This window comes from Oleiharenicola sp. Vm1, assembly GCF_047777955.1.
GTDB lineage: Bacteria > Verrucomicrobiota > Verrucomicrobiia > Opitutales > Opitutaceae > Didemnitutus.
The window spans coordinates 1-24,440 of sequence record NZ_CP180536.1; the positions used below are offsets into that span (position 1 = coordinate 1).

23 protein-coding genes are annotated in these 24,440 nt (G+C 61.6%); 5 read left to right on the forward strand and 18 right to left on the reverse strand.

Going from position 1 to position 24,440, the window contains the following annotated elements; translation table 11 throughout:
• Nucleotides 1-3,976: 3,976 nt before the first annotated feature.
• The 5 genes from ACMYLB_RS00005 (at nt 3,977) to ACMYLB_RS00025 (ending at nt 8,140) form a co-directional block, all read left to right on the forward strand.
• Nucleotides 3,977-4,381, forward strand: a complete 405-nt coding sequence (locus tag ACMYLB_RS00005) for a hypothetical protein (RefSeq protein WP_415907051.1) — start codon at nt 3,977-3,979, stop codon at nt 4,379-4,381.
• A 30-nt stretch (nt 4,382-4,411) separates the two neighbouring features.
• The gene (locus tag ACMYLB_RS00010) at nt 4,412-5,062 is read left to right on the forward strand and encodes a hypothetical protein (RefSeq protein ID WP_415907052.1); all 651 of its coding nucleotides are present in this window, start codon (nt 4,412-4,414) and stop codon (nt 5,060-5,062) included.
• A 44-nt stretch (nt 5,063-5,106) separates the two neighbouring features.
• Nucleotides 5,107-6,399: a DNA cytosine methyltransferase gene (locus ACMYLB_RS00015; protein WP_415907053.1), complete on the forward strand. Its 1,293-nt coding sequence runs from the start codon at nt 5,107-5,109 to the stop codon at nt 6,397-6,399.
• The gene (locus ACMYLB_RS00020; RefSeq protein ID WP_415907054.1) at nt 6,396-7,634 is read left to right on the forward strand and encodes a DNA methyltransferase; all 1,239 of its coding nucleotides are present in this window, start codon (nt 6,396-6,398) and stop codon (nt 7,632-7,634) included. Before ACMYLB_RS00015 ends, ACMYLB_RS00020 begins: the two co-directional genes overlap by 4 nt.
• Before the next feature lie 257 nt (nt 7,635-7,891).
• Entirely contained in the window at nt 7,892-8,140 is a 249-nt protein-coding gene (locus tag ACMYLB_RS00025) for a hypothetical protein (RefSeq protein WP_415907055.1), read from the forward strand.
• A 198-nt stretch (nt 8,141-8,338) separates the two neighbouring features.
• Here the strand turns inward: ACMYLB_RS00025 and ACMYLB_RS00030 are convergent, their stop codons facing one another.
• The 18 genes from ACMYLB_RS00030 to ACMYLB_RS00115 form a co-directional block, all read right to left on the reverse strand.
• Nucleotides 8,339-8,974, reverse strand: a complete 636-nt coding sequence (locus ACMYLB_RS00030; protein WP_415907056.1) for a nuclease-related domain-containing protein — start codon at nt 8,972-8,974, stop codon at nt 8,339-8,341.
• A gap of 6 nt (nt 8,975-8,980) precedes the next feature.
• Entirely contained in the window at nt 8,981-9,256 is a 276-nt protein-coding gene (locus ACMYLB_RS00035; RefSeq protein WP_415907057.1) for a hypothetical protein, read from the reverse strand.
• Between the two features lie 12 nt (nt 9,257-9,268).
• Nucleotides 9,269-10,222, reverse strand: a complete 954-nt coding sequence (locus ACMYLB_RS00040) for a type II secretion system protein (protein ID WP_415907058.1) — start codon at nt 10,220-10,222, stop codon at nt 9,269-9,271.
• Nucleotides 10,219-11,442 carry a type II secretion system F family protein gene (locus tag ACMYLB_RS00045; RefSeq protein ID WP_415907059.1) on the reverse strand — a complete coding sequence of 408 codons (1,224 nt, stop codon included), beginning with the start codon at nt 11,440-11,442 and terminating at the stop codon, nt 10,219-10,221. The genes ACMYLB_RS00040 and ACMYLB_RS00045 overlap by 4 nt, the downstream gene beginning before the upstream one ends.
• Nucleotides 11,443-11,448: 6 nt before the next feature.
• The gene (locus ACMYLB_RS00050) at nt 11,449-12,171 is read right to left on the reverse strand and encodes a hypothetical protein (RefSeq protein ID WP_415907060.1); all 723 of its coding nucleotides are present in this window, start codon (nt 12,169-12,171) and stop codon (nt 11,449-11,451) included.
• Nucleotides 12,168-12,440: a hypothetical protein gene (locus ACMYLB_RS00055; protein ID WP_415907061.1), complete on the reverse strand. Its 273-nt coding sequence runs from the start codon at nt 12,438-12,440 to the stop codon at nt 12,168-12,170. The genes ACMYLB_RS00050 and ACMYLB_RS00055 overlap by 4 nt, the downstream gene beginning before the upstream one ends.
• Nucleotides 12,437-13,033, reverse strand: coding sequence for a hypothetical protein (locus ACMYLB_RS00060; RefSeq protein ID WP_415907062.1), 597 nt, complete (start codon nt 13,031-13,033; stop codon nt 12,437-12,439). Before ACMYLB_RS00060 ends, ACMYLB_RS00055 begins: the two co-directional genes overlap by 4 nt.
• 360 nt (nt 13,034-13,393) lie before the next feature.
• On the reverse strand, nt 13,394-13,894 hold the full coding sequence (locus ACMYLB_RS00065; RefSeq protein ID WP_415907063.1) for a hypothetical protein: 501 nt from the start codon (nt 13,892-13,894) through the stop codon (nt 13,394-13,396).
• Nucleotides 13,895-13,896: 2 nt separating this feature from the next.
• Entirely contained in the window at nt 13,897-14,424 is a 528-nt protein-coding gene (locus ACMYLB_RS00070) for a hypothetical protein (RefSeq protein ID WP_415907064.1), read from the reverse strand.
• Entirely contained in the window at nt 14,421-15,728 is a 1,308-nt protein-coding gene (locus tag ACMYLB_RS00075) for a hypothetical protein (protein ID WP_415907065.1), read from the reverse strand. Before ACMYLB_RS00075 ends, ACMYLB_RS00070 begins: the two co-directional genes overlap by 4 nt.
• Before the next feature lie 35 nt (nt 15,729-15,763).
• Nucleotides 15,764-16,576 (reverse strand): prepilin-type N-terminal cleavage/methylation domain-containing protein, encoded by an 813-nt coding sequence (locus ACMYLB_RS00080; protein WP_415907066.1) that lies wholly within the window; start codon nt 16,574-16,576, stop codon nt 15,764-15,766.
• Nucleotides 16,577-16,589: 13 nt separating this feature from the next.
• Nucleotides 16,590-18,419 carry a GspE/PulE family protein gene (locus ACMYLB_RS00085; RefSeq protein ID WP_415907067.1) on the reverse strand — a complete coding sequence of 610 codons (1,830 nt, stop codon included), beginning with the start codon at nt 18,417-18,419 and terminating at the stop codon, nt 16,590-16,592.
• 19 nt (nt 18,420-18,438) lie between these two features.
• On the reverse strand, nt 18,439-20,136 hold the full coding sequence (locus ACMYLB_RS00090) for a secretin N-terminal domain-containing protein (RefSeq protein ID WP_415907068.1): 1,698 nt from the start codon (nt 20,134-20,136) through the stop codon (nt 18,439-18,441).
• Nucleotides 20,133-21,239 carry a type IV pilus twitching motility protein PilT gene (locus ACMYLB_RS00095; RefSeq protein WP_415907069.1) on the reverse strand — a complete coding sequence of 369 codons (1,107 nt, stop codon included), beginning with the start codon at nt 21,237-21,239 and terminating at the stop codon, nt 20,133-20,135. The genes ACMYLB_RS00090 and ACMYLB_RS00095 overlap by 4 nt, the downstream gene beginning before the upstream one ends.
• Nucleotides 21,232-21,471 (reverse strand): hypothetical protein, encoded by a 240-nt coding sequence (locus tag ACMYLB_RS00100; RefSeq protein ID WP_415907070.1) that lies wholly within the window; start codon nt 21,469-21,471, stop codon nt 21,232-21,234. Before ACMYLB_RS00100 ends, ACMYLB_RS00095 begins: the two co-directional genes overlap by 8 nt.
• Before the next feature lie 86 nt (nt 21,472-21,557).
• Nucleotides 21,558-23,030, reverse strand: a complete 1,473-nt coding sequence (locus ACMYLB_RS00105; RefSeq protein ID WP_415907071.1) for a hypothetical protein — start codon at nt 23,028-23,030, stop codon at nt 21,558-21,560.
• A 37-nt stretch (nt 23,031-23,067) separates the two neighbouring features.
• Nucleotides 23,068-23,967, reverse strand: coding sequence for a hypothetical protein (locus tag ACMYLB_RS00110; RefSeq protein WP_415907072.1), 900 nt, complete (start codon nt 23,965-23,967; stop codon nt 23,068-23,070).
• 12 nt (nt 23,968-23,979) lie between these two features.
• Nucleotides 23,980-24,432: a hypothetical protein gene (locus ACMYLB_RS00115; RefSeq protein WP_415907073.1), complete on the reverse strand. Its 453-nt coding sequence runs from the start codon at nt 24,430-24,432 to the stop codon at nt 23,980-23,982.
• Nucleotides 24,433-24,440: the final 8 nt, after the last annotated feature.

Sequence of the window (24,440 nt, forward strand, 5' to 3'; positions counted from 1 at the left end):
AGGTTACGTAGTTGGCGTCACTGGGTCAACAACATGATCGAGCTCAAGAGCCAGAATTGGACAACGCAGATGTAGCGGACCATACACTTGCCTATGTCATCGAGATGAAGCACCATAACGGATTTGCGGCGATCCCCGGCGCGGGAGGCGTCAGGTATTCTATCGGAAGAAGATTCCGATGTACAAATCGATCTTCCGTACGGCACGTGGCCGAGCGTAACGTGATTGCCGGCGGAGTATTTCAAGAGTTCGGTCGTTGGCCAGGCGGAACGTCCACGACCTGGTCGACTACTTCGCTGCAGCAGGGCCGGTGGCGCTGATGGGCAAAGCGGGCCGGACGTATAGACGCCGCGGTCGGAGACCGATGAATACCACGCCCGCGCGCGTCTGCGGGTAGTAGTAGTCCGCTCACCCGTAATGCAGGACGGTTCGATCTTTGGCAACAGCGCGCACCGCCACTCTCTGATGAGGCGAGCTTTCTGCGGTGAACCACTGCTCGCATACGTCGTTGAGCTGCCGGGAGCCCGCGCATAGGACAAGCTCGGCGACGTGGCCAACCGGAACGAGACCGCCGGATGAATGGAGCCATCGTCCGGCAGCGCGGTGGGCAAGCTGCAAGAGCTGCGGCACAGCAGTTGCGAGGGATCGCGCCGCCGTAGAAGTCGGCGTGCGCCCTGCTGCGTCGCTTCGGGTTCGGACGGCGATGGCGATCACCGCCGGCGGCGAGCGCGCGTCGTAGCGCCTGCTCGTGGGCAGAGCGTGGCTGTTCGCTTCGGGTTTGGCGACGGCGAGAGCCAGAAGACCCATTGAGGGAGCGCACATGGCCATGTCGCTGCGACCCAATGTAGGCGTAGGCTTCGCGGCGATCGGCGAGGAAGACCAAAGCCGACTGGGGAAGATGCTCCGGTAGAGGCCGTGGCCCTGCATCATCGGCGAGGTTGAGAAAACAGACCAGCTTGGGCTTCGTGTCCACGAACAGCCTCACGGTCGGCTCACCCGCCCGCGTGAGCCCCGTAGTTCGGGGCAGATCAGAGCCCCAGCGCTGACGAGGAAATCAATCAAGAGCTCAGTCCGGCTTGAAACTGCTCAGAGGACAATGTCTCGAAAACGGCATTTTGGCCGTCTTGGCAAGAAGCGGTTCCTCGCCTTTTCCGTGAGGCGCCACGGCAATGCTCGATCGAAATCAAACCGGCTTCGGCGTCACAGGTCCGCCACGCGGCCGGGAATAACCAGGCACTGGCTGGCGCGCACGCGGGGTTCCGCCGGATACGAAGGCACGAGCCGGGCCGAGTACTTCATGCTCCAGCAGAACTCAAGGAGCGGGCCGAGACGGCGGCGGAAGCCATGGAATGGCGGGCGTCCGCGATCGCAAAACAGCCCATCCGGGAATTTCCCGGCCAGACATCTGATAGATGTCCGTAAACCGCACGGTGACTACCCATGCGCGGCCCGGGCGGTCGAGGAATGCGCCGTTGCCGATCTTGCATCGCGTGACGACGAGCACTGCGAGAGTTCGGCGGCCGATCGCTGGAGTTCAACGAGGCCGCCTGCAATACGGCCGGCGTCTTGTCGATCGAGGACGGCGTTGGGCCTGTCGAGAGCGATTGATGCGCCGCGGAGCAGCGCGGATTTCCGACCGAGAATACGCGGCGGGAAGGCGACGCAAACCCAGCGCCGGCGGTTGCCTGTTCGCCGTAGTCATTCAGCGGGTCGACGATCACGAGGCGCCGAGGGCGCGGCGACGGCGTACCGGTCGCGAAAGCCGGGAACGTTTCTCGAGGACGAGCCCGGGGCGGGCGACGAGTCCGCGACAGGAACGGGGAGGTCGCCGGTGTCCGCTGAGTTCGGGGATGCCGCGACTTTTTCGTGCTCGCGCCGTGGCATGCGCACGGGAGTCCGACAGTCGCATCGTCGAAGCTCCTCGAGCTGCTCGCGGATGAACAGTGTCGCCTGCGGATGAGCTGGTGTCGGGGTGCTTCGGGCTGTCGGCGACCAGAGGCGAAATCCTCGACGTCGGCGACGATGCGGAATCGTGGATTGGCGAGTATCTCGAGAAAATATCGCCGCAAAATGCCACCATCCGGATAGACGCTGTCGGTTGCGAGTCCGTTCATGAATACGATACCCGCACGTTCATGACGAGCATGAACAGCCGGTGATCTGAGCGTGAACTGCGACGGCCGAGATGCGCCGAGTCGGGTCAACGACGGGACGGACGTCCAGCGGCCGTCAAGCTCAACGACGCTGACGCGCCGGCGGCGCAGTCGTCGCCAACGGCACTTGACCGGCTCGCGGATCTTCGACGTGGAGCGACCGCGACGAAGGCCAGGCGAGAAGACGATAGCCAGAGCCGCGGAGGCCTTGCAGCCAGAATCGAGCGAATGGCTTCGCGAGGCGCATGGGAATGGGGCGGCGGTCTGGTCGTACCTGAAAGCGAGAAGTCAGGAGAAAGCGATTTGCCGGCCAGCCGAGAGGACGCGAGCTCGACGGGGAGGGAGGATTCGCCCGTGCGTCAAGACGTGGTCGGCGCTGTCGGATTCGGATAACCGTAGCGTCATCAGGACCCATGTTCAGACGCGCAGAATCGCGACAGCGGCCAAGAACGGTGCGCGCCTGACCGCGCCACCCTTCGCCTCTTCTGCCGCGCCCGCTTCGGTTCCGGCGCGAGCCGAAGCCGTACGCCGCCCAAGGCGCCTGTTCGTCTTCGTCTGTTCGACGAGGCGAGGATCGGAACAACGGTCTTCGCCGTCCTGGGTGATGGCGCGAGCAGGCATAACGCTCGGGCGGTGCCAGCGAGCGAGCCATTTCCGGGTTCATGCGCACCGCCCGTTCGTGCACGATGGCGACCGCACCTGGCTCTGGCCAGCACACCGTCGATGGTTGGTCCGGCTGTCTGGCTGATGGCGCGCGCCTGGCGGCCTGCGCGAAGGCGAGCACCTGCCGAGCAGCTCGCACCGGCGACTGGGTTCGCGGTGCTCACTGGGGATCGCGGTGCCCAACTGCCGGAGCGAGGGGTCGGGGGTGGGTCCTTCGCATACCGCCCAGGGCGCGCCGTCGCCCGTCTCGCGATATTTACGGAAGTCGCTGCCAGCGCAGCGTCTGCCTAGCCCCGGCATCGGCAGCAACATGCCGCCTGAGCCGGGCGGTCGTCAGGTCGCGCCGATATCGGTGAATGCGCACCTGCGCCGAGGCAGGAGATAGAATGAGAAACCGACCACGGCGACGGCAATGACTTTCTGCGAGCAACAGCGGAAGAAAACACCCGCCGTTAGATCACGGGCGACGCATCGGTGCCAACGAGGGCGAGAGAAATCGAGGTCACGGTGATACCTTGCGAGTGAGCGCGGACCGTAGAAAGCGAGAGTCAACACACAACGACACACAAGAGACAAGTCAGCGAAAGAGCAAGCGGGCAGGGGCACCGCCCCAGGCTAAGCGCAGGAGGACCCGCGGGCAGGCTAGAGGGCCCGCCGGGCGGCGGACCCGCCCGGCTCATGGGCCCCGCGCCCCTATGGAGGGACGGCCCCAGAGCGGCAAACGCTCCACGCCCCCGGCTAGCTATGCTAGGGTAACGACTAACACACATGCTCAGCTAGCTAGCGCGCGCATTAGCACTTAATAATAGTGCTTAAATGCGCGCGCTTAAGCATTGCTGAGCTTAAGTGTGTTTAAGTCGTTACCCTTAAGCATAGCTAGCCGGGGGCGTGGGCTACGTTTGCCGCTCATGGGGCCGTCCCTCCATAGGGGGCGCGGGGCCCATGAGCCGGGCGTTCGCCGCCCGAAGCGAGGCCCCCTCTAGCTATGCCCACCAGGTCGAGGACTCCCTACTCCTGCGCTTAGCCTAAGCTAAGAGGGCTGATGCCCCTCTCCGCTTTGCTCTTTCGCTGACTTGTCTCTTGTGTGTCGTTGTGTGTTGACTCTCGCTTTCTACGGTCCTACACTAGCCGCGCTCACTCACCCAAAGGACTTATCCGCCATGACCTCAATTTCTCTCGCTGATTTCGTTGCTCAAGAGGCATCGCGTGCCGAGTCCGCGGGACACGCCGGCGTCATCTATCTCAGCGAACCCCAGGTGCGGCTCTTCTACGCCATTGCTCGCAAAGAGGGGTCGGTTCACCCGAGCGATAATGAGTCCGTCGCCGTGGATGGTTTCTCATTCTATCTCCTGCCTCAGCGCATGAGGTCGGGGCGTTACCGAATGCCCTATCAGCGCGGCCTGACGACCGCCCAGCTCAAGAGCCAGCATGACGCTGCCGATCTCAAGGCTAGGCGAGACGCTGCGCTAGCAGCGGCTTTCCGTAAATATCGCGAGACGGGCGACACGAGCGCCCTAGAGCAGTATGCGAAGGATTACCCCGAGCCCATCACTCCAGCGAGTTAGTTTTTTTGACACTCACTTTCTACCGTCCCAATGAACACCACCCAAGCCCAGTCACTCAGTTACGAAGCTGCTCAGCAGATTATCGCCTTCGCACAGGCCGCCGGGCGTGCCTTTGCCATCAATGAACGAGCCACCCCCACGGATAACCATGTCTGGCTCAATCCTGTAGGGGCCAAGGATGCGGTTATCGCCATCGACCCACACGGACGAGTCGGTGCGATCAGGGTGCGCATGGAACCGAATGGCTCCTTCAGGCGCTGGCACCGCCCGAGCGCGTTGATGCTCTCGCGCATCATCCACCCCGGACAGGTTCACACGCTCCAGAAGACCGTTGTTGAATTCCTTCCGATCCTCGCCTCGTCCGAACAGACGAAGGCTGACAAGGCGCTAGCAGACGCGGCGGCGGCGGCTCAACGCGCCCGAGACCAAGCGAACGCAGCAGAGAAGGCGAAGGGTTGGCGCGATCAGGCGCGCACAGAACTCTTGGCCGCTGGCGTCACGGTTCTGCGCGATCGCAACATGGGTCCTGATGACGCTACGGTTATCGGAAGACTCAATGAGAGCAGCGCCGGCTACGTCATGCTGACGCACGGAAGCGAATTCCCTCCCCTCTACGTCGAAGCTCGCGTCCCGGCATCTCGGCTGGCCGACGTTGTGGCTTTCCTCAAATCGCTCTCCTGACTCTCGCTTTCTAGGCCGCGACCGGACCCGCCCCGCCCATTCCCATGCGCCTCACAAGTTTTCATTCACTCGGTTCTAACCGCAAAACTCCGCGGCTCTGGCTTGAGAGCGCCCGCCTCGATCGTCTTGGCTTTTCGCCTGGCTGTCGCGTCGCGGTCACTCCGATCAGATCCGCAACCGGTCCAGGAATCACCCTAACCGTTGGCGACGACTGCGCCGCCGGCGTCAGCGTCGTTGAGCGGCGGACCGCTGGATACGTCCGTCCCGTCATTGACCTGAACTCGCGGCGCCATCTCGGCCATTTCGCAGGATTCCGCGAACTCAAGATCACCGGCACCTATGGTCACATGCTCGTCACGCCGAGTGTGCGGGCCTTCAGTATTCATGACGGACTCGCAAGCCGTAGCGTCTATCGGATGGTGGACATTTTTTGCGGCGGTGGCACTGCCTCGGATGCTTTCGCCAATCCACGATTCCGCGTCGTCGCCGGCGTCGAAGTTTCGCCTCTGTTCGCCGACGAGTATTCGCGCAAGCACCCCGACGCCGAAATCATCCTGGGCGACTTTCGGTTTATCCACCCGAGCGAGCTTCCCGAATTCGACGGTCTGTTTGTCGGACTCCCGTGCACATGCCACAGCACGCAGGCCCGCACGAAAAAAGGGCTACGCGGCGCCCCCGAACTCGGGGACACCGGCGACCTCTACATTCCTGTCCTCGGACTCGTCGCCACCCGAATGCCGGCTTTCCTCGTCCTCGAAAACGTTCCGAGCTTCGCGACCAGTCTCGCCGGCCGCACCGTCCTCGCGCATCTGGCGCGCCTCGGCTATCATGTCTCCAGCGCGATCATCGACCCGCTGAATGACTACGGCGAGCCAAGCAGCCGCCGGCGCTGGGTTTGCGTCGCAACACTACACCGCCGGTTCTCGATTCCGAATCCGCACACGCCTTTCCGCGGCACCATCAATCGCTTTCTCGACAGGCCCAACGCCGTCCTCGATCGACAAGACGCCAGCCGTATTGCGAAGACGATCGTTGGGCTCCGAGCGCACAGCGATCGACATGCCGCCAAGGGCAACGGGTTTCGCCTCACAGTGCTCGATCGTCACGCGAAGAAGTTGCCGACGATTTTGAAGAGCTACCACAAGATCAACAACAGCGGCGCGTTCCTCTCGACGCCTTACGGGCCGCGCATGCTTCGCCCTGGTGAAGTCTGCCGAATTCACGGGCACACGTTCATCAGCGACGATGCCACGAGCGTCTATCAGATGTCTGGCCAGGGGGTGCAGACTCGTGTTTTCCGCACGATCGCAGACGCCCTCGCGGAATTTCTCCCATGAAGCTTCCGCCGCCGTCTCAGTTGGAACTCCCGCTCCTTGAAGTTCTGCTGGAGCATGGTGCACTCAGCCCAGCTCGTGCGGCCGACCTCGTGGCTGAGAAAATCCGGCTAGACCCCGCGGTGCGCGAGGCGCGCCAGCCAATGCCTGGTTATTCCAGCCGCGGCGTGAACCTCTTCGAGCGGCGCTTGCGCTGGACTCGACATGGCCACGTCAAAGCCGGTTTGGTTTCCGATCGAGAACGTGCCACGTGGCGCCTCACAGAAAAAGGCGAACGCTTCTGCCAAGAAGCGCAGCCAGGAATGATCCTCACCGTTTTCGAGACTGATAACGGCGCCGCACTCTGGGCGGAGTTTCAAACCGGACTTGGGCTCTTGGTTGACGGGTCCGTGCAGGCCTGCATCACGTCAACGCCGTTTCCGATCGTCGGCGGCAGAGACTACGGAACTTTCACGCCGGATCAGGTAGTCAACCTGGTCGATGAACTGTTCATTGGACTGAAGCCCAAGCTGCGCGCTGACGGTTCTGTTTTTCTCAACCTCGCCGATGTCTGGGAGCGAGGCCGTCCGACCCGCAGCCTCTACCAGGAACGCATCCTTCTAAACTTGGTCGAGCGCCACGGTTTCTTCCTCGCCGATCGCTTCGCGTGGCACTCGCCCACGAAGCCGGCCGCCACCGATTGGGTCACGAAGCGACGCGTGCGTGTGCGCTCCTCAATGGAGTCTTTCTTCTGGCTCTCGCCGTCACCAAACCCGAAAGCAGACAACCGCAACGTGCTCGTGCCTTACGGGCGAACAATGCAACGCGCGCTCGCCGCCGGCGGTGATCGCCGCGCGTCCAGGCCAAGCGGCCACGGGCACGCTGGAGCTTCCTACACCAAAGACAACGGCGGCGCGATCCCTCCCAATTTCTTCTGTGCCACGAATGCTGCGGGCAACACGCCTTACCACCGCTACTGCCGGACGATGAAACTTCCGATTCATCCAGCCCGGTTTCCTTCGGGCGGCATCCTCGAATTCTTCGTTCGGTTAGCCACGTCGCCAGGCGACCTAGTGGTTGATCTATGCGCGGGCTCCCAACAGCTCAACGACGTATGCGAGCGCCTTGGCCGGCAGTGGTTCACCACAGAAAAAAAACTCGCCTTCATCAGAGGCGGAGAAAGCTATTTTCGCCACCTGCCGAGCTTTCACTCTTTCGGAATCCCCGGCGAGCGCCGTCCCGTTCTCCCTCTGCCGTAAACGCTCCATGTCCAATTCGCACCAGCAGCACTCAACCGACCTGTTCGGCAAATCGGAAGACCGTCCAGCAGGCTGGCAACTACACCCGAGCACACACACCGCCCACTACTTCCCAATCGGCTCCATGCAGTCCCTCTGCAAACGAGAGACGCGCACCATCCCGAGTGCCGTCAGGAGCGAGCCAGGGTCGCTGCCGTGCGCGCTGTGCATGGGGCGCCTAAAGTAACCTCATGCCCACACGCCCAACAAGCCATCCAGTGAGCGCCCTGATCCCCGCAGGCACGGAGATGATGACCGTCGGCGGCGACCGCCTCGGGGTGTTCGATGCGCCAACCAAGGCCATCCTTTACCGCACAAAGCGGCGCGGCCGGTGGCGACATCTGGCCCAGGTGGAGGGCGTTACCGTTGAGCGGTTCGAGCCGTCTATCGGCACGCAAGCCACCCGCCGCGTGTATGTCAGTTGGGCGGTCTGCAAACTTGAGAGAGCGCCCCACGTAGGGGACTGATTTTTACATCTGGGGTTGTTTTTTACATCTAGCCGTTTCGGAGGCGTCAGCCCAACGCCCCAGGATCGACAAAATGCAGTGCCGCAAGGCAGGAAACCCACCTTCCTGCGATTCCGTGCCTTTGGTCCGACACTCGGACACCCCCTCGGCACCGATGGCCTTAAAATCGAGCCGTCCTGCGTTACCGTTGAGCGGACCTTACTCTACCCCGCGGAGCAGCGCCCGAACGTGGTATTCATCGGTCTCTTGCGACCGCGGACGCCGGATCTGCTCGATCCGGCCAATCACCCACGCCATTTTTTGCCCATCAAGCACCACCGGCCGCACACGTGCTGCCTTGGCGAAGTAGTCGGCCAGGTCGTAAATGTGGATTACGTCCGGCCCCAGGTCGGTCTTGAATTCCGCCTGGCCCGAGAAAACGACCAGGCTCTTGAAATACTCCGCCGGCAACCCGAGCGCACGTTGCAGCTCGGCCACATGCCCGTGATTCTGGAAGATCGGATTATGCATCGGAATCTTCTTCCGATAGAATACCTGACGCCACTCCCGGCGCCGGGGATCGCCGTAAATCCATCCGTTGTAGTGCTTCGTCTCGATGACATAGACGCCGGTAGGGGCGACGAGTATGTGGTCTATCTGCGTTGTCCGAACCGTGGCGCCGACTCCGATCGTGATGTTGTTGACCAAGTGACCACCGTGCCCACCCACGCGGTGGATTTCACGAATGACGAGCACTTCGCCGATGTGCTTCCTGTAAAGCGAAAGACGGCCTTCTCGGAATCCGAAGATAAAGACGCCGATCGCGCCGAGAACGATGAGGCCGAAAAGGATCATCGCAAACTAGGCGGCCGTAGTCTTTGGCGCGAGCGCGAGATCCAACTCGCGTTCCAGCTCCTTGAGGATTGGGCCGCGAACGCTCATTTCGGCACCGACACCCAGAATCGTCAGCATGCCACCGATGCTGTGCCCCAGCTCGCGCGCAAGGGCCATGTCGCCCTTGCGCTCACGTTTGGTTCCAAGTCGTTGCTCAACCCGTCTGAGCGCGCGCATCGTCGCCTTAAGCTTGGCGCGCTCCCGACGTGAAATTTCCGCTACTGTGTTGGGGGTCAGTTTCATCGCGCGGGCCTTTCATTGAATCGTGATCGCCGTCGCCTCGCGCATTCTGAAGCGCATGGCCTCAGTGCCTGGCGCGGTCAGTCCTTGGCGAATCACCACCTCGTGGCCCGCGAGGATTTCCGGGGAGACAGTAACGCCTGAAGCTGGCGCGGCGGTCACTCGACTCGTCACGCCATCCCAATCCGCCCAAGCTGAATAGCTCGCATGATTGTTGTTGATCGTGAGCGTGTATTTCCGCTGCACGAACTTCGTAACCAGAACGCGACCGGCGTTCGTCTTACCCTTCACGATCTGGTTCCACTGCGTAACTTGCCCGGCCGTCAGTCTGGAGGACCAGCCGGCCGGCGCCGTCGTGCTCTCGCTGCCCCAGGTATTCTGCCAAATCTCATTGAAGTAATTCGCCGTGCCGTCGTCGGTCGGCCACACAAGGCCGCGACTCGGCGGCACCGCGACCGAGATCAGCACGTAGCGTTGAAGTCCGCTCTCAGAGGGGCCTCGGAGAAAAAAACGCTGCGTGCCGAAGCCGTTCATTACGATTTGCCGAATGTCGTTGTCGTTGCTCGCCGTATAAGTCACCCCGTTGGTCACGGGCAGCGCCCGGAACGCCGCGAGCTTCGCATACCATCGGTAGGTGGTCACATAGACGCTCTGGTTCGTGAGCATGGCACCGAGCGTGGTGCTGTCAGCGGTCTGAATGTCTGTTGAAGAAAGTGTGTTGTAGGTGGCGACGCCTCCCCAGGGATTATTGACGGTGACAGAGAGGTTCATCGTCGGATCGAGGCTCGAAAACGATTCCTCGATTTGCGCCGCGAGCGATTCGTGCTTGGTCTTTTCCTGCTGGAGTTTCAGCGCATCGAGCACGGATTGAAGCGGCTGGATCAGCGCCCACATCAGGGCGATGATAAGGGCAGCGGCGAGCATGACCTCCAGCAAAGTGAAAGCGCGATTTGAAGTGCGTGTCTTCATGAGCGGATACTCTGGTAAACAGATGCGATCGGTTGGTAGCTCGCCACGACCACCCAGCCGATGAACAGCGCGAGCAGCGTGATGAGGATTGGTTCCACGAGGGCCAGCGCCATCTCCACTCGGCGCCGGCTCTCTGTGGCGTAGTATTCGGCGAGCTGGTCGAGTGAGCCTGGCTTGCCATCGGACGAAGTTGAAAGGGAACCGGTCTCCTCACCGACACTGACCATCACTGTGACCATTGGAGGGAAAAGCTTCGTGCGTTCGAGTCCTGCCGCCAAACGATCGCCTTTCAGCATTTGCTCACGGGCCTGCATGAGCCCGCGGCGGAAAGTCAGCCACCGGATACCACCAGCCGTCTTCTCGACGGCCGCCTCCAGCGGCGTGCCGGCGCCGTAAAGCATCGAGAGGCTACTGGACATTTCAGCGTAAACCACGCCGGCGATCGCATCTTTGACCCGCGGAATCCGCAGCAGCAGTAGCTCCATGAGATGCCGCGTGATGGAAAGCGTCATCAGGAAGCGCGCGAGAAACACCAACCCAACGGCCAGCAGTGCGACGAGCCAGAGGTAGTCCTGTAGAAATTCCGACATACGGAACAGTGCCCGCGTGGTTGCGGGTAGCTTCACCGCCGACAAATCCTCCAGCATCGTCTTCAACCGCGGAATGAAGGCCAGCATCGCGAGCAGGAAGACGACGAGGCCCAAGGCTGCGCAAATCGCGGGATAAATCGTGCCCTTCTTGACTGTCGCCCGGATGGCTTCTTTCTGCGCCAGGTGCACCGACGTGCGCTCAAACAATTCCGGCAGCATCGCCACGGACTGCGATGCTTGGATCTTCATGACCATTTCGGGCGTGAACATCCGCGGGAACTGCCCAAAGGCTGCTGCCGCGTCGCCGTCCACGCCGACGCGGCTTGCAACCTGCGAAAGGAAAAAACGTGCTTTCCCGGCCGGATACTGTTCCGCCAATCGGCTCGTCGCTGTCGATATGGTGACGCCAGCTCGCAACAGAAGCACGAGCTGTTGAAGAATCGACTGGAGTTCCGCCGTCGGCAGACGCAGCGAAAAACTTGTCTTCTCCTTGTTGAGTTCCCGGTCTGACAGCAACCAAAGCCCCTGCGCCTTGAGCGTTGTTACCATCGCATCACGCGAGATAGCCTGAACGCGCCGGAATTGCTTCCGGCCGCGATCGTCAACGAGCGTTACGTTGAACTCGGGCATGGCGCGTCAGGCTTTCGGCAGGCGGATCGTTACGGGCAGTCCTCTTGGGAGGAAAAAGTAGAGGCTGCCACGTTCCAGAATACAGCCATCCGTGCGAATTCTGTAGATCGTGAACCCCTGGACTTGCTCACCGGCGGAGAACGGACGCCCGTTGATGAACACGACTGGCTGATTCCCCCACATGGCCGCCGTCACTCTGAACGCATACTCGTCGAGCACCGCGGATGGGATAAAGCGAACATCGAAAGGGTTGGGCACGCTCGCGAGCGAACCGGCCGACGATTTCGGGGCCACGGTGATGGATGAACCTGTCGGCGCGATCACCGCGGGGTCGAGAGGAGGGTCGCCAGGAATCGCGACTTTGCTGCCTGCTTGGAGATCGAGATTCACAACCGGTGCTGGTGCTTTTGCTGCTGCCTGCACAGGGGCCAATGTCGCCGGCGCGGGTTCCTCTGGAATACGAGCCGGCGCCCCAACCGTCCCGCCGGAAGGGCCTCCGGCTACGGCGGCGGCAGCAGCGCGCATCTCGTCTTTATTGGGCGAGGCCGCCGCTTTCGGACCAACGACAACCACGAGGTCTTCCACGGCCCGCTCCTGTGTCGCGTCACGCGCAACCGTCAGCACTTTGGCGATCGTTCCATCGGCACGCACAACAACGGCCGCCGGCGTCGAAACGGCAAACAGGGCCGGTGCGGCGCACATAACGAGGAAGTAGAAAAATACCTTCATGATTGGGGAATCTCCGTGATGTGCAGAGCTACTGTCGCTTGCGTGAACCGCTGGACCTGCTCTGTAAGCGAACCCAGCCTCGCCGTCTTCGTCGCGATCTCGGCATCCAGGCGCGCAACCTCCGATTGGCGCGCCTCGACTTCGTTCTTTTTCTGGCTGATCTCTCGATCGACGGCCGCGAGCAGCTTTTGTGCGTCTCCGTAAGTCGCCTGCACGCGACCGACCAACGCGCTTAACTCCTGCATCAGCGATTGGATGTCACCGCTCATGGCTGCGAGGGCTTCACCTCCACATACCACCGGCCCGCGTGCTGGAATGGAGTCGGGTTCTCCCCCACCTCCGCGAACAGCTTCCCGTCCTTCCCTGGCATCAGGCCCGCCCGCAATCGCTGCTTCAGCTTTTCCAATTCCAGAACCTCCGCTTGCGTCTGCGCCCGAGTCTGCACCAAGGCTTGCAACGCTGTCAGCGCCTCCGTCGTGTCCTTTCTCTTCGCCGCGATCTCGTTCTCCACCGCCTGCATCTCCTCCTTCTTGGCCGCGATCGTGGCCAAAAGGCGCGCCAGTTCCTCCCGCTGCGCCGTTGCGTCGATCGTCGGCGGTGTCGCCGTCGGCGGTGCCACGAGCGGACTCGGCCGCATCATCAGGACCGCTGCTAGCGCCAGCGCCACCGCTGCACTCGCCAGCGCTACCAGCCACGGAAGCTTCGACGGCTGCAACCGGCGGATGCTCTGATGAAGAGACTGCGCTTCCGTCGCTCGCGCAAGCCGATCCGCTTCGATCGTCTTGCGAATGTTCGTCAGCTCCGGGGCCTGAACATCCGACAGCATGCGCTGAGCCGCCATCTGCACCGCTTGTTTCAGCATCTCTCCGCGCTCCGCGCGTGCTTGCTCCTCCAGTTCCGCAATGCGCGTCTCCAGCTCCGGTGGCAGGTTCCCCGTCGGAACCACTAGCGGCGTCGCGGTGGGTATCGGTGGCCGACTCGTCGGCCGTAAATTCCAATCGTCCTTCCCTGACATATACGATCACGCTCCCTTCGTTCTTGAGATTGACCCGAACGCAATCGTGCTCGGGCTGATACTGCGCTTCGACGCCGAGAGTGCCGCACCCCCGCGCGAGGATCGCCGCGTTGGGCGGCATTCCGTTCCCGCTCGAAATGGTGAAAATCCGGTCAGCCAATTCGACAAAGCCGGCACGATCGAGAACCGCATCGAGTATGCCTGCATTCATTTGGTCTCCTTCGTCTGCGCCTGGAGACCACTCAGGACCTCGGCGGCTTGACGCAAGACCGACTCCTTTGCAGCAGCATCGCGCTGCATCGCGGAGAGTCGGTCTTCCTGGGCGCGGACAGCTTCAGCAAGCTCACGCTGCTTTTTCTCCATCGCGGCGACCTCCCGCTTGAGTCGATCGAGCGAAGCGATCGCCGCGACGCGCTCCCGCAGCGCGGTCGCGCGCGCCGGGTCGTTCGTGAAAATCTGCGCGAACTTGGGATTGCCGTAGTCCTCTGCAATCCGCTCAACGGCCACGCGCATTTTCAGCAACATTTCCTCCTGCGAGCCGGGCGCCACCGGCGCCGCCGGCGGCGCCTCCTTTACCGCAGACTGAGGCGCGGCAACCCCGTCACCCAAAGGCGGGATGAAGTCTGACGGCGCCGCGCCTTGTGCGAAAACTGCCCCGGCAATGCAGAGCGTAGCCGCCCAGAGAATTGTGTGCGTGTTGGATTTCATGGTCATTTGACGGCAGAGTAGATGTCGAGAGTAGCAGTGAATTGATCCAAGGTGCGTCCCGACTCGTTACCGCTGGCGCGAACGCTAAGTGCGCTCACCGTAACGCCCGGACGCTTTTCCCACGCGGCAAGATCGTTCAGGATCGAGGCCCAGTCGGCCATCATCAGCGTTGTCCTGGCGACGTTGACTCGCTCTCGCTGGTAACCGGAGCCCTCTTTCGACTCGGGCTTGCCCGCGTTGTAAGTCCACTCCCGCCCGATCCAGCTAAAATCGTTCGCCGCGTCCGGCCTAGCCAGTTTGCTGGTCACTGCGGCAACACGCTGTCTCGCCGCATCGAGTGACTGCACCGTGTAGGGGGCCAGTTCGCTCATATCCCGACGAACCTGGTCCATTGCGTCGCGCTCGGTCGCTGTTTTGTTGCGGGCCTCGGTGAGGCGCGCCTTGCCAAAAAGATAGACGCCAAAGAAAATGGCGATCGAAACGATGGCTGCGATCAACCATGCTGCTGAATAGGTGTAGCCGGCTTTCATGGTGAATTCCTTTCCGTGCCTTGCACGCGTTGCAGCCGCCCAACCAGCGACCATTGCTTGCGCTCTGGTTCGTAGTTCGTGCCGGAAGGCTCGACGATGATTTCTGGCATCTTCGCTTTCATTTGTGCGATAACTGGGTCAAGCACCTGGGCACGCGTGGCGTCTGCCGCAGCCTGCCAGGCAACGCCACTGATACGAAAAGTCCCGTCCGTAGATACGTCGAGTTGTGAGACTGAGAGATTGGTCGGCAAAGATTGAGCCAACGCGATGAGGAGTCCGCGACGGCTCGGAACCGAAAGCGTCAGTTCATCCCCATACATCTTTGACAGGTTGCCCTGCTCCGTCTTGCGGGCCTTGGCTAATTCGAGGTTCCCCCTCTCGATGGAGAGGGCCGCGACCACTTCGTCGCGCTCCTGTTGAGCGCGCGTGAGCTGATAATACTGATACACGCCGACCGCGATCGTTGCGACGACCGCGCCTGTCGTAATCCATCGCGTGAGCGGCGCCGCGTCGAACGGCTGAGGGAACGCGAGCATCAGGTTGCTCGTGTCCCGGAGGGAGAACTTCTTGAAGGAGATCGAGCCGAAGGGCTCGACGGTGATATGGGAAACGGAAAGCCATTCGTTCCACCACGGAATGAGGCTCGCGATCATCGCTGGGGGAACATTGCTCCACACCAGCGCCTCAGCGTCTCTCCAAAGATTGAACGCATCCAGGCGACCGCGGATCTCACGTTGAGTTTCCTCGACAGACAAACCGGCGCCGAGCTTCATCGGCACCCGCTGGCCCTTAGCCTCGACGTAGAGGAAGGCCTCCGCGTCATCGAGCATGAGCATGCAGAAAGGCCGGCCGGCGCGATGACCGACACTGAGTGAAGCGGCTGGCCAGGCACCCTCGACATGCAGCCCCATCGCACCCAGACGCTCGGAGAGCGTCAGGAGTCCCGTCGTGCCTTCGGTGTGGAGGATCGTCTTGCTTCGCCCGCCGCTTACCCAATTAGGCTGATAGCCCCACGCCAAGTGATCGGACCCGAGCGCCGGATGGCGATCACGGAGTTCAGGAATCTGCTGCATCTGGCGCCGGCTAACGCGCGGCGCTTCGACTTCTTCAGAAGCCAACGATGTCGGTTCGTAGATCAGCCTCACCCGCTTCGCCTCCACAACAGCAGGCGCCCGCTCCGTCAACTGCTGCACGAGTTCGTCGGGTGCGCTAAATGGCAGGCGCATCCAAGGTGCAGCAGTGTCCTCGGCCGGCACATAGACGTGCTGACCGAGGACGATAAGTGAAGCGGTGCCTTTGGACATGGAATGAAGCGGTTGAGGCCTGAACTGCTGTCGGTTTATTGCTGGCCGAGATAGACATAAACGTCACACACGCCGCTGGACGGCGTGGCCCAGACCACACGGCCGCGCGTCTGTGCGGAGCCGGCCGCGGTCGCATCCACGAGCTGCGGGTTGTATTTCTGCGCGAGCAGATACGCGTCCGTGGCGTTGCAGCCGCGGATGACGGCGGAAACGACGCGCACGCCGCTGGGCAAGTTGGTGGAGCCGTCGAGGCGGAAGTTCGCGCCAGCCGCAGTATTCGGGGCCGTCGCCGGCGCGCTCGCCTGGCAGATAAGGCGCGAAATGGGACTCCAGTTATGGGCGGGCGTAGCAGTGTCCGTAGTCAGGGAGAACGTGCGCGCCGTGGGGGACCAGATCAGGTCTTGGCTCGTCGTCGTCCACCCCGTCGGCAAGCGCGTCTGGTTGCCCATCGCCGGGGAGAAAAACGCGTTGATGAGGCCAGCACCGACCAGCACTTGGTCAAAGCGGGCGGCGTTCGAGAAGTTCGCCACGCTAGCCGTTTGAAGCAACGCACCGGTCGTGTTCGCGGTCACGTCGGCCGTCGTCGCCGCCACGGTGAGCGGATAAACGCTGCCGTTGCTCATCTGGTCGAACTGGCTCACAGCGTTCGCGTAGGTCTGGAGCATCGTGTAGGTCGAATCCACACGGTTGTTCTGCCGGATCGTGTTGAACGTCGGGATGCCGATCGCGGCGATGATGCCGCCGATGATGAGCGTCACGAGGAGCACTTCGATCAGGGTGTAGCCTTTAGCGGAACGGAGCCGGCGAATGCCGCCGCTCCGGGAGGTGTTATCTTGCGTCGTCTTCATTTGTTTTTGTTGGTTAGGACTGAGCCCAAACTTCTTCGGGGGTGGTAATGCCAAGCGCTGCTTTGATGATTCCCTCGTCCCGCATGGGGCGAATAGGAACAGCGTTGGCAAAGCGGTCGTCGATCGGTGCGCTCGGGTTATTGGCGCGCTCGGCGGCAGCAGCCCGCACCGATTCATTGTAGGAACGCACGACTTCGGCATATTCTGCCGGCGAAGCGTTCGTCCCTTTCGACAAAACGAGCTGCTGAAACGGCCACACCGGGACCAGTTCATACATACCCACCCGCCCCTTGAAGCCGTTGCCGTTGCACTGTGGGCAGCCCGCGCCACCTTCGTAGAAGGTCGGCGAGGTGATCCCGGCTTCGGCCAGCAAGGCTGCATTCTGGTCCGCTAACCAAGAAGCCCTCGGGTGCGGCTTCCGGCAGTTCGGACAAACACGCTTCGCAAGACGCTGCGCGATAAACAACGTAACGGCCGCACAGATCGCGCCAGGTTCGACGCCCAGTTCCAAGAGCCGGGCGAAGCCCTCCAGTCCACCCTTAGTGTGGAGTGTAGAAAACAATTTGTGCCCCGTCAGGGACGCCTCGATCGCGATCGCCGCAACTTCGCGGTCACGGCACTCGCCGACTAAAATAATATCAGGGGCCTGCCGCAGAATTGCGCGCAGCCCTTTCGCCCAGCCCATTCTCTCCGTGATCTCCGACTGACGAATTGGACCCGAAATTTCGTATTCGATTGGATCTTCGAGTGTGCTCGCCGCCAAGCCGCGAGAAGTCCAATTCGTCGCTGCCAGCATCGAATAAATAGTTGTCGTCTTACCCGAGCCGGTGGGGCCGCAGTTGAAAATCACCCCCTCCTTCTTGAGCAACATCGGCAGGAGATACGCGATCATCTGAGCGCTGAACCCAAGGTTTTCGAGGGACAGAGGCCCGTGCGTCTGGTCCAAGAGGCGCACGACAATCGACTCGCCGTGCAACACAGGCATCGAGGAAAAGCGCAGATTCACTCGCGCCGATCCGAACCGTCTTGTCGCGCTTGCATCCTGCGGTCGGAGCCTGTCACCAACATCGAGCATCGAAGATGCCGCAGCCGTGTTCTTGCCTTGATTGGCCGCGATCTTGACGGCATTGAGCACGGCGGACTTGCGATCGCTCGGGGCCGCATGCCGCTGTATGACTTTGCCGTCGATCTTGAACCCGATCGAAAGGCTGGTCGCCAACGGAGTGAAGTAAATATCGCTCGCTCGTGCCTCGTAGGCCTCGCGGATAACCGCCTCAACAAAACTGTTTACTGACGCTTCATCGCTGGCTGTTACACGCGAGGTGTGGATTTCATCGAGCTTCGCGGTGATGTCTGCTTGCGGCGCGATGACGATCTCGCCGCGCAGACCACGCTCGCGTAGCGCGTGCGAGACTTGAGAGAAATTCGCGATTCCTGGATCGGCGACGGCCAGGCGCACCCCCGTTCCGTTGATCCGCGCCAACGGGAGCGCACAACGCGACCGCGCCATTCCCGCCGGGATGAGTTTGTGCGCATCGCCTTCGACAACCAGCTCTCGACCGGCGACGAACCGAACGCCCCAGTAGGCGGCTACCAGCTTTGCCACCTCCACCGGTCCGACCAACCCGAGTTCAATCAGCACCTGCGATAGACTCAAGCGGTGCCCATGCTCCCGATGGTAGTCGATGACCATCGTCACTTGCGCAGCGCTGTAGCCGGTCCTGCGCAGCTCCTTTGCAAACCAATCGACATCGCGCATCGAACGCGCTGGCGCGTTGGCGCCAGCGAAGCTAATCGGCATATGCGTCGTTTCCGCGCCGGTTGCTGCCACTGTGTCGATCATGATGGGCTTGGAAAAAGAGTCAGGATTCCGGGAGCGCCACGGCCTGAACCTTCGGCGGAGTTTGCTTGTTTTGCGGTTCCGCGGCACTGGACTTCAATGGCGCCTTGGGCGACTCGCCGGCGGCCGGCGGCGTCATCTGGACCTGCTTCGATTTAAGGTTGACGGACATCAGCTCTTCGATGTCCACGGGCTTGCTCATTCCCGGTTCCACGATCGTGGCGGTGATGATGATGACCAGTTCAGTCAGTTGCTCCACGTCGCCGTTCGTCTGGAATGCTTTGCCGACGACGGGTATCGAGCTGAGTCCCGGAATGGCCCGCTGAGACTTCGAGACTGTGTGCGTCTGCATACCGCCGATCACGGCGCTCTCACCGGAGCGCACCCGGACAATCGTGCTCGCCTGCTGCACGGCGAGGATCGGCGCGGTCGATTGTCCGTCCGGGCTCGTGTCCACACCGCGTTGCCGCGTCAACATGGGGGCGACATCGAGCGTGATCGTGGCATCCTCTGGCTTCGTGTCGTCAGTGGACTGGGCCACGATGCGAAGGAACGTGCCGATCGAAGTTGATTGCGCGGTGTAGTTCGTCGTGGTGATAGCCTGCGTGGAGGTCACTTGCCCCGTGTTGATTGTCGTCGTGTTCGACCGGGAATAGAAGGTCCGCGTATCGGCGACCTTAATGAACGCTGTCTGGTTGTTCAGTGCACTGATCCGTGGGGCACTCGTGCTACGCACATCGCCTTGCTCCTTGAGCGCCTGCACAAGCGCGTTGACCTTGCCGACGCCAATCGTGCCGGCAAACGTGTCGCCGGAAAGCGACTGGTCGCCAACAGCCGTGATGCCGGCAAGTGTGGTGCCAGTAAGTCCACTGACCACATTCGTTGTGCCAGGCTGGGTGATGGCGCCGCCTACTCGAACCGCATCCCCAATGCGGAAGGCCGCGACATTCCAGTCCACGCCGAGTTTGTTTTGATCCCGCAGCGTCACCTCCAGGATCTTCGCCTCAAGGACGATCTGCCGCCCCACACGCCGATGGAACCGGCTAAGAAATGCGCTGACCCGCGCATGGCTGTAGTCGCTCGCATCAACTTCCACCAAGCCGGCAAACCGGTTCATGATAACCGTCTCCTCTTTGCCGAGCATCGCCTTGATCTGCCCTTCCAATTTCTCCCAGAAATCGACGCGATTCTCGCCAGTGAGCGAGACCTGCGTATTGTCGCCGCTGCCGCCCGAACCATACTGCCCATTCTGGCCGGTGGTCGGTGAACTGACGACGGTGCCGCCGAGATTGTTGCCATTGCTTGAGACGCCCGTGCCCGTTCCGCCAAGCGTAACACTTGAATTCTCGTTCGAGCCGCGCGTGTTCTGGGGATAATCGACGGCGTAGAGAACCGTCTTCGTGCGGCGCACGTAGATGAAGCCGTCGTCGTTGATCTCCCAAAAATAGCCGCGCGGCTTGCACAGCATCGTGAGCAGACCGCGCAAAGTCGTATTGTTGACGTTCAGTGAAACGTCGCCATCCACGCCTGGCTGAACCACGATCGGAAGCGTGTAGGCCTTTCCGATGCCATCCAAGACCTGGCGCAGCGGTTGTGGCGTCTCGGTTGAGAAGCGCGGCACGACTTGATCCAGCGATGCCTCGATTTCCGAGGTGTCCGCCTGGGCGAAAACGCCGGCGAACAGCACGGCGGCGAGGACTACGATTTTGCGGGGTGTCATTTCCTGGGTTCCTTGAGGAGGCGGCGTAGCTCGTCAGCCTTGACGGCTTTCGCCAGCGCTGCGGATTCAGTTATCACTTGGCGTTGGACCAGCTCGGCGAGGTGCTGGTCGAGAGTCTGCATTCCCTCTCCGCGAGACTGCGCAATCTGCGAGCGGATCATTGTGGGACGTTTCTCCGCGATCAAATTCGCGATCGCTGTGTTATTCAGGAGAAGTTCAAAAGCCGGCACGCGGCCGTGCCCATCCTTCTTGTCCACCAGAACCTGAGCCAACACACACACGAGCATTTGTGTCAGCATCGTGCGGTAGAAAGTCTTGTTGTCGCTGTCGCCGAATGCCTGGAGCAGCCGTTCGATCGCAGCGGATGCAGTGCCAGTGTGCAACGTGGCGAAAACGAGGTGGCCCGTATCCGCAAGCGTAAGCGCGGCCCCGATCGAATCGAGGTCGCGCAGCTCGCCGAGCAGAATGACATCGGGGTCCCGGCGCATGAGGACACGCCCACCCGTTCCAAAGCTTGGAACGTCCTGCCCGATCTCGCCCTGAACAACCAAAGACTTCTTCGACGCGTGAACGAATTCGATCGGTTGCTCGAAAGTCTGAATCGCAAGTTCTTCTCGATCGTTGATCCAGTCGATCGAACTTGCGAGCGTCGTGCTCTTGCCCTCACCCGTCGCGCCGCAAACCAGAATCAGTCCGCGCTCGCGCGCGAGACATTCTTCATATTTCGCCGGCAACCCGAGCGAGTGAAGCGGCCTGATCTTCTCCGGGATAAGACGCATCTGCGTGTAATACGCAGCTCCAGCCTTCGTGATCTGGACACGGAAACGTCGCTTCTCGTGATTCAGCGCACCGTCCCATGATCCCTCGGAGTGCACCGCCTCCAATGCCTTCTGCGCCCTGACCTCATCGAGGCCGCACAGCCGCAAGACTACGTTTTCGAGTCCTTGCGGAACTACCCAGCTTTGCTCGTAACGCGAAAGCTTCCCATCCATCCGCAACCGCGGCTCTTGCCCGGTGACAAGATGCCAGTCGCTCGCGTCCTTCCCCACGCCGTAGGTGAGCAACGCGAGCAACTGGTTCGCGGAATCGGCATGTTCATTCATGCGGCAGTTCGATGGTCATGTGGCTCGCAGCCTTCACCACGTTGCGACGGACGCCGACGACGAGGTGAATGAAGAGCGCCGGCATCGCGACGAGCACGAAACCAATCGCGCCTTGGTCGAGGGGGAAGCGGGCCGCATCGTGCGCATTCAGCGCGCCCCAGACGATGGCGAACGCGACGAAAAGCCAGAGCCACACAGTCTTGCCGTTGCGAGTGATAGGAGCCTTGTTCATGCCCCTAATCAACGGTTATTGCTTTAACTAGACAAGTCTAAATTGCGTTATTTTTGGCGAGTCCTAGCGTGACTCCCGGATGTAACTCAGTTACGGCCGCCCCTGCCCATAAATCCTTTCAAACTGCGGGAAATGTCGCCCAGCGCCTTCGCGCTCTCCTGTGCTGCATTTCGCTCTGCGCGCTCGGTCTCCTGCGCCTTGAATTGCTGATAGCCCCCAGCGCCTCCTGACAGGGCACCGGAAAGCCCGCCGAGGTTTCCTTGCGCCAAGCCCGAGATGCCTCCGCCGACGCCAGCGACGGCACCACCCGCAGCGGCCAGCGGGGCGCCGGAGAAGCCGGCGACTGAGCCGCCAGCCATCGCGATGCTCTGCGCTGCCTGCCCGCCTGCCTGGACAACCTTGCCGGCCGTATCAGCAGCCTGTCCCGTAGCTGCCGAATAGAATGCAGCTCCCGCTGTCACGAGTTTCGTCACGAGCACCGGAGCGCCAACCGTAACCGTCAAAATCCACACGCAAAGCCCAACGCCGCCGAGACAGAAGGACACCAGCATGTAGAGCGGGAAACTACCAAACGCCGCGGCCATCTGCGCACCGGTGGCGACCGCAGTTCCCGCTGACTTGAACGTGATGCCCTGCGTCAGGATGTTATCCCACGTCATCGCATTGGCCCACTTGCCCATGATGGCAGTGCCCGACATTGTGGAAACCCACGCATTGAACAGCCCTACCGTGCCCATGTGTCCGAGCGCCCACCCGATCGGCCAGCACGCCACCGCGACCATGTTGGTGATGTAGTTCATTCCTTGGCGTTCGAGCGCCCGCGTGCGCATCGCGGCAATCGCGATCGGGAGGATGACAGCACCGCACACCAGGAAGAAGTAACGCAAGGCCTCAATGAACCAGCACACCGCCGCGGCGATGAGCAGCGCGATCATGAGCAGCAGCATCGCCGGGATCAGCACCAGGTATTTCAAGAAGATGGTCAAGAACGTGCCCGCCAACAAAACCAGATTCACGGCGCCCTCGATCGCGCCCTTGCTGTCGGAAAGTGCACGGGTCGCAACCTCCCCCATGCCCGCAAAGAAACCCTTCACGCTGCCCCACCAGGTTCCGTCGTTTGCCGCATTCACCCAATCGCCAGGCTGAGTGTAGCCCGGCGGTTTGTTGGGATCGTTCTGCAACCGCAGCTCGGTGAAGTCCGACAATTCGGGGAATGATGTGGCCACAACCAAACACCGTGAAGCAACGGTCAGTGGATCGCCCACGCCCGTGCTCTGCGCCACCGCATCACCCGCCTTCGCCGCACCCGTCACCCAATAACCTGCCGTCACCATGAAGCCGAATATGAAGATCGTTTTTATCCAGACATCTTCTTGCTTGCGACTCTGCCGGCGGGCCGCAGCCGAGTCGCCGACATGCCCCCAAATCAGAACCAGCCCGGCGATGGCCAACATGATCGGTGCGACCGTCTGCAAAGGACCATTCTGCGCGGAGAGTCCCTGGAAGATCAGGTGTGGCTCCATTTTCTCCAAGCCGGCGATGATTTGATCCTGTGCCATAGTGTGCGAGGGTTGACTGATTCAGGAGCTGTCCGCTTTAGCCGCCGCCCGGAGTATTCGCCGGCAATGCCGCCGGCGTGGTGTGTAAGATGACATCCGTCCAGTCGGGACGCTTACGCTCCACTGGCTTCAATCCTTCGTTGATGCTCGCCTGTGCGGCCTCGCGAGCAGCATCGCGCTCGGTCGTGTAGCGCTGTCCGTCGGCCACCACTGCCTCGGCCTCAGCTTTCGCGCGCTTCTGCTCATCGAGCTGAGCCAGCTTCTCCTTCATCTGGAGATCGGCAGCAACTGCCTGCGTCCGCGCTGCCGCCGCTTGATGTAACAGCGTCAGGCGCTGGAGATCGGCCGCCGCCGCCTGTTTCTCGGATTCGGTCTGTGCGTTAGCCAGGCGCTGACCGGCCTGTTCGGCCTTTTTCAAAATCTCTTCCTCCGTCTTTCTGTTGGCGGCGATGATGCGACGAGTGCCATCGGTCGCATTCTCAAGCGCGAACACCGCTTGATAGAGGGACGGCGAGCGGTTGTAGGTCTTGCCCCCGCTCGTAAATGTGCTCCCGAGTTCGCCTGCGGACGAGCTGAGTGAATCGAGCGAGCGCGAGAAACTGTCGGCCGCTCGCACGTCCGCGGCCCATGCATCAGCGGTCTCCTCCTCACCGAATGTCCGCCCGAGTGAAGATATGATGCCGCTGACCTCAGAGAGATTGCGGACGGCCAGCTTCGGATCGCCGGCGAATTCCTCCAATGTTTTGGCCGCCTTCGCAACCCGTGTCGCCTGGTCGATCTGCGCCTTCCATTGGTTGAATTGCTCCACCCAGCGCGACGCATCTTTCGCGAATTCGACCTCGCGCATCGGGTCGGCGAGGACGGTGACGGGCCAGCCCGCAAAAACTCGCGCCGCGGAGAGCACGAGGACGATCATGCTGACGATGGTTCTTTTCATGGCAGGAAAGGGTTACTGTTTTTTCGTCACCGGAGCGGCAGCGGATTGCTCAACCACCGGGACCACGACGGTATTCGGCACCAACTTTTGGCCGTCGGCCGTCTCCGTTGGCCCCTGAAAAACGTAGTAGCTGGTGCGCTCGCCGGACTGGGCCTCGCGCTTCTCCAGCGACTGCTTCGCGAAATAAAGCCGCTTCGTTGCGTCCGCGCTCCCAAGTTGGTATCCGTCATCGACGCCCTCCTGGTATGCGCCTTCATCCCGCCCCTGTGCGAGTGCCGTGAGGCCAGCGCCCACGAGTGCACCGCCGGCGGCGCCGGCGGCTTTCTTCCCGGTTGCGACGTAACCGGCGCCCGCGCCGAGCGCCGTGCCGATTGTCGTCATACCAGCCCGCTTCCCAGTGCTGGAACAGCCAGAAAGGAACACGCTGAACGTCAGCACGAACATGATCGAGAGTTTCGTTTTCATCGTTAATT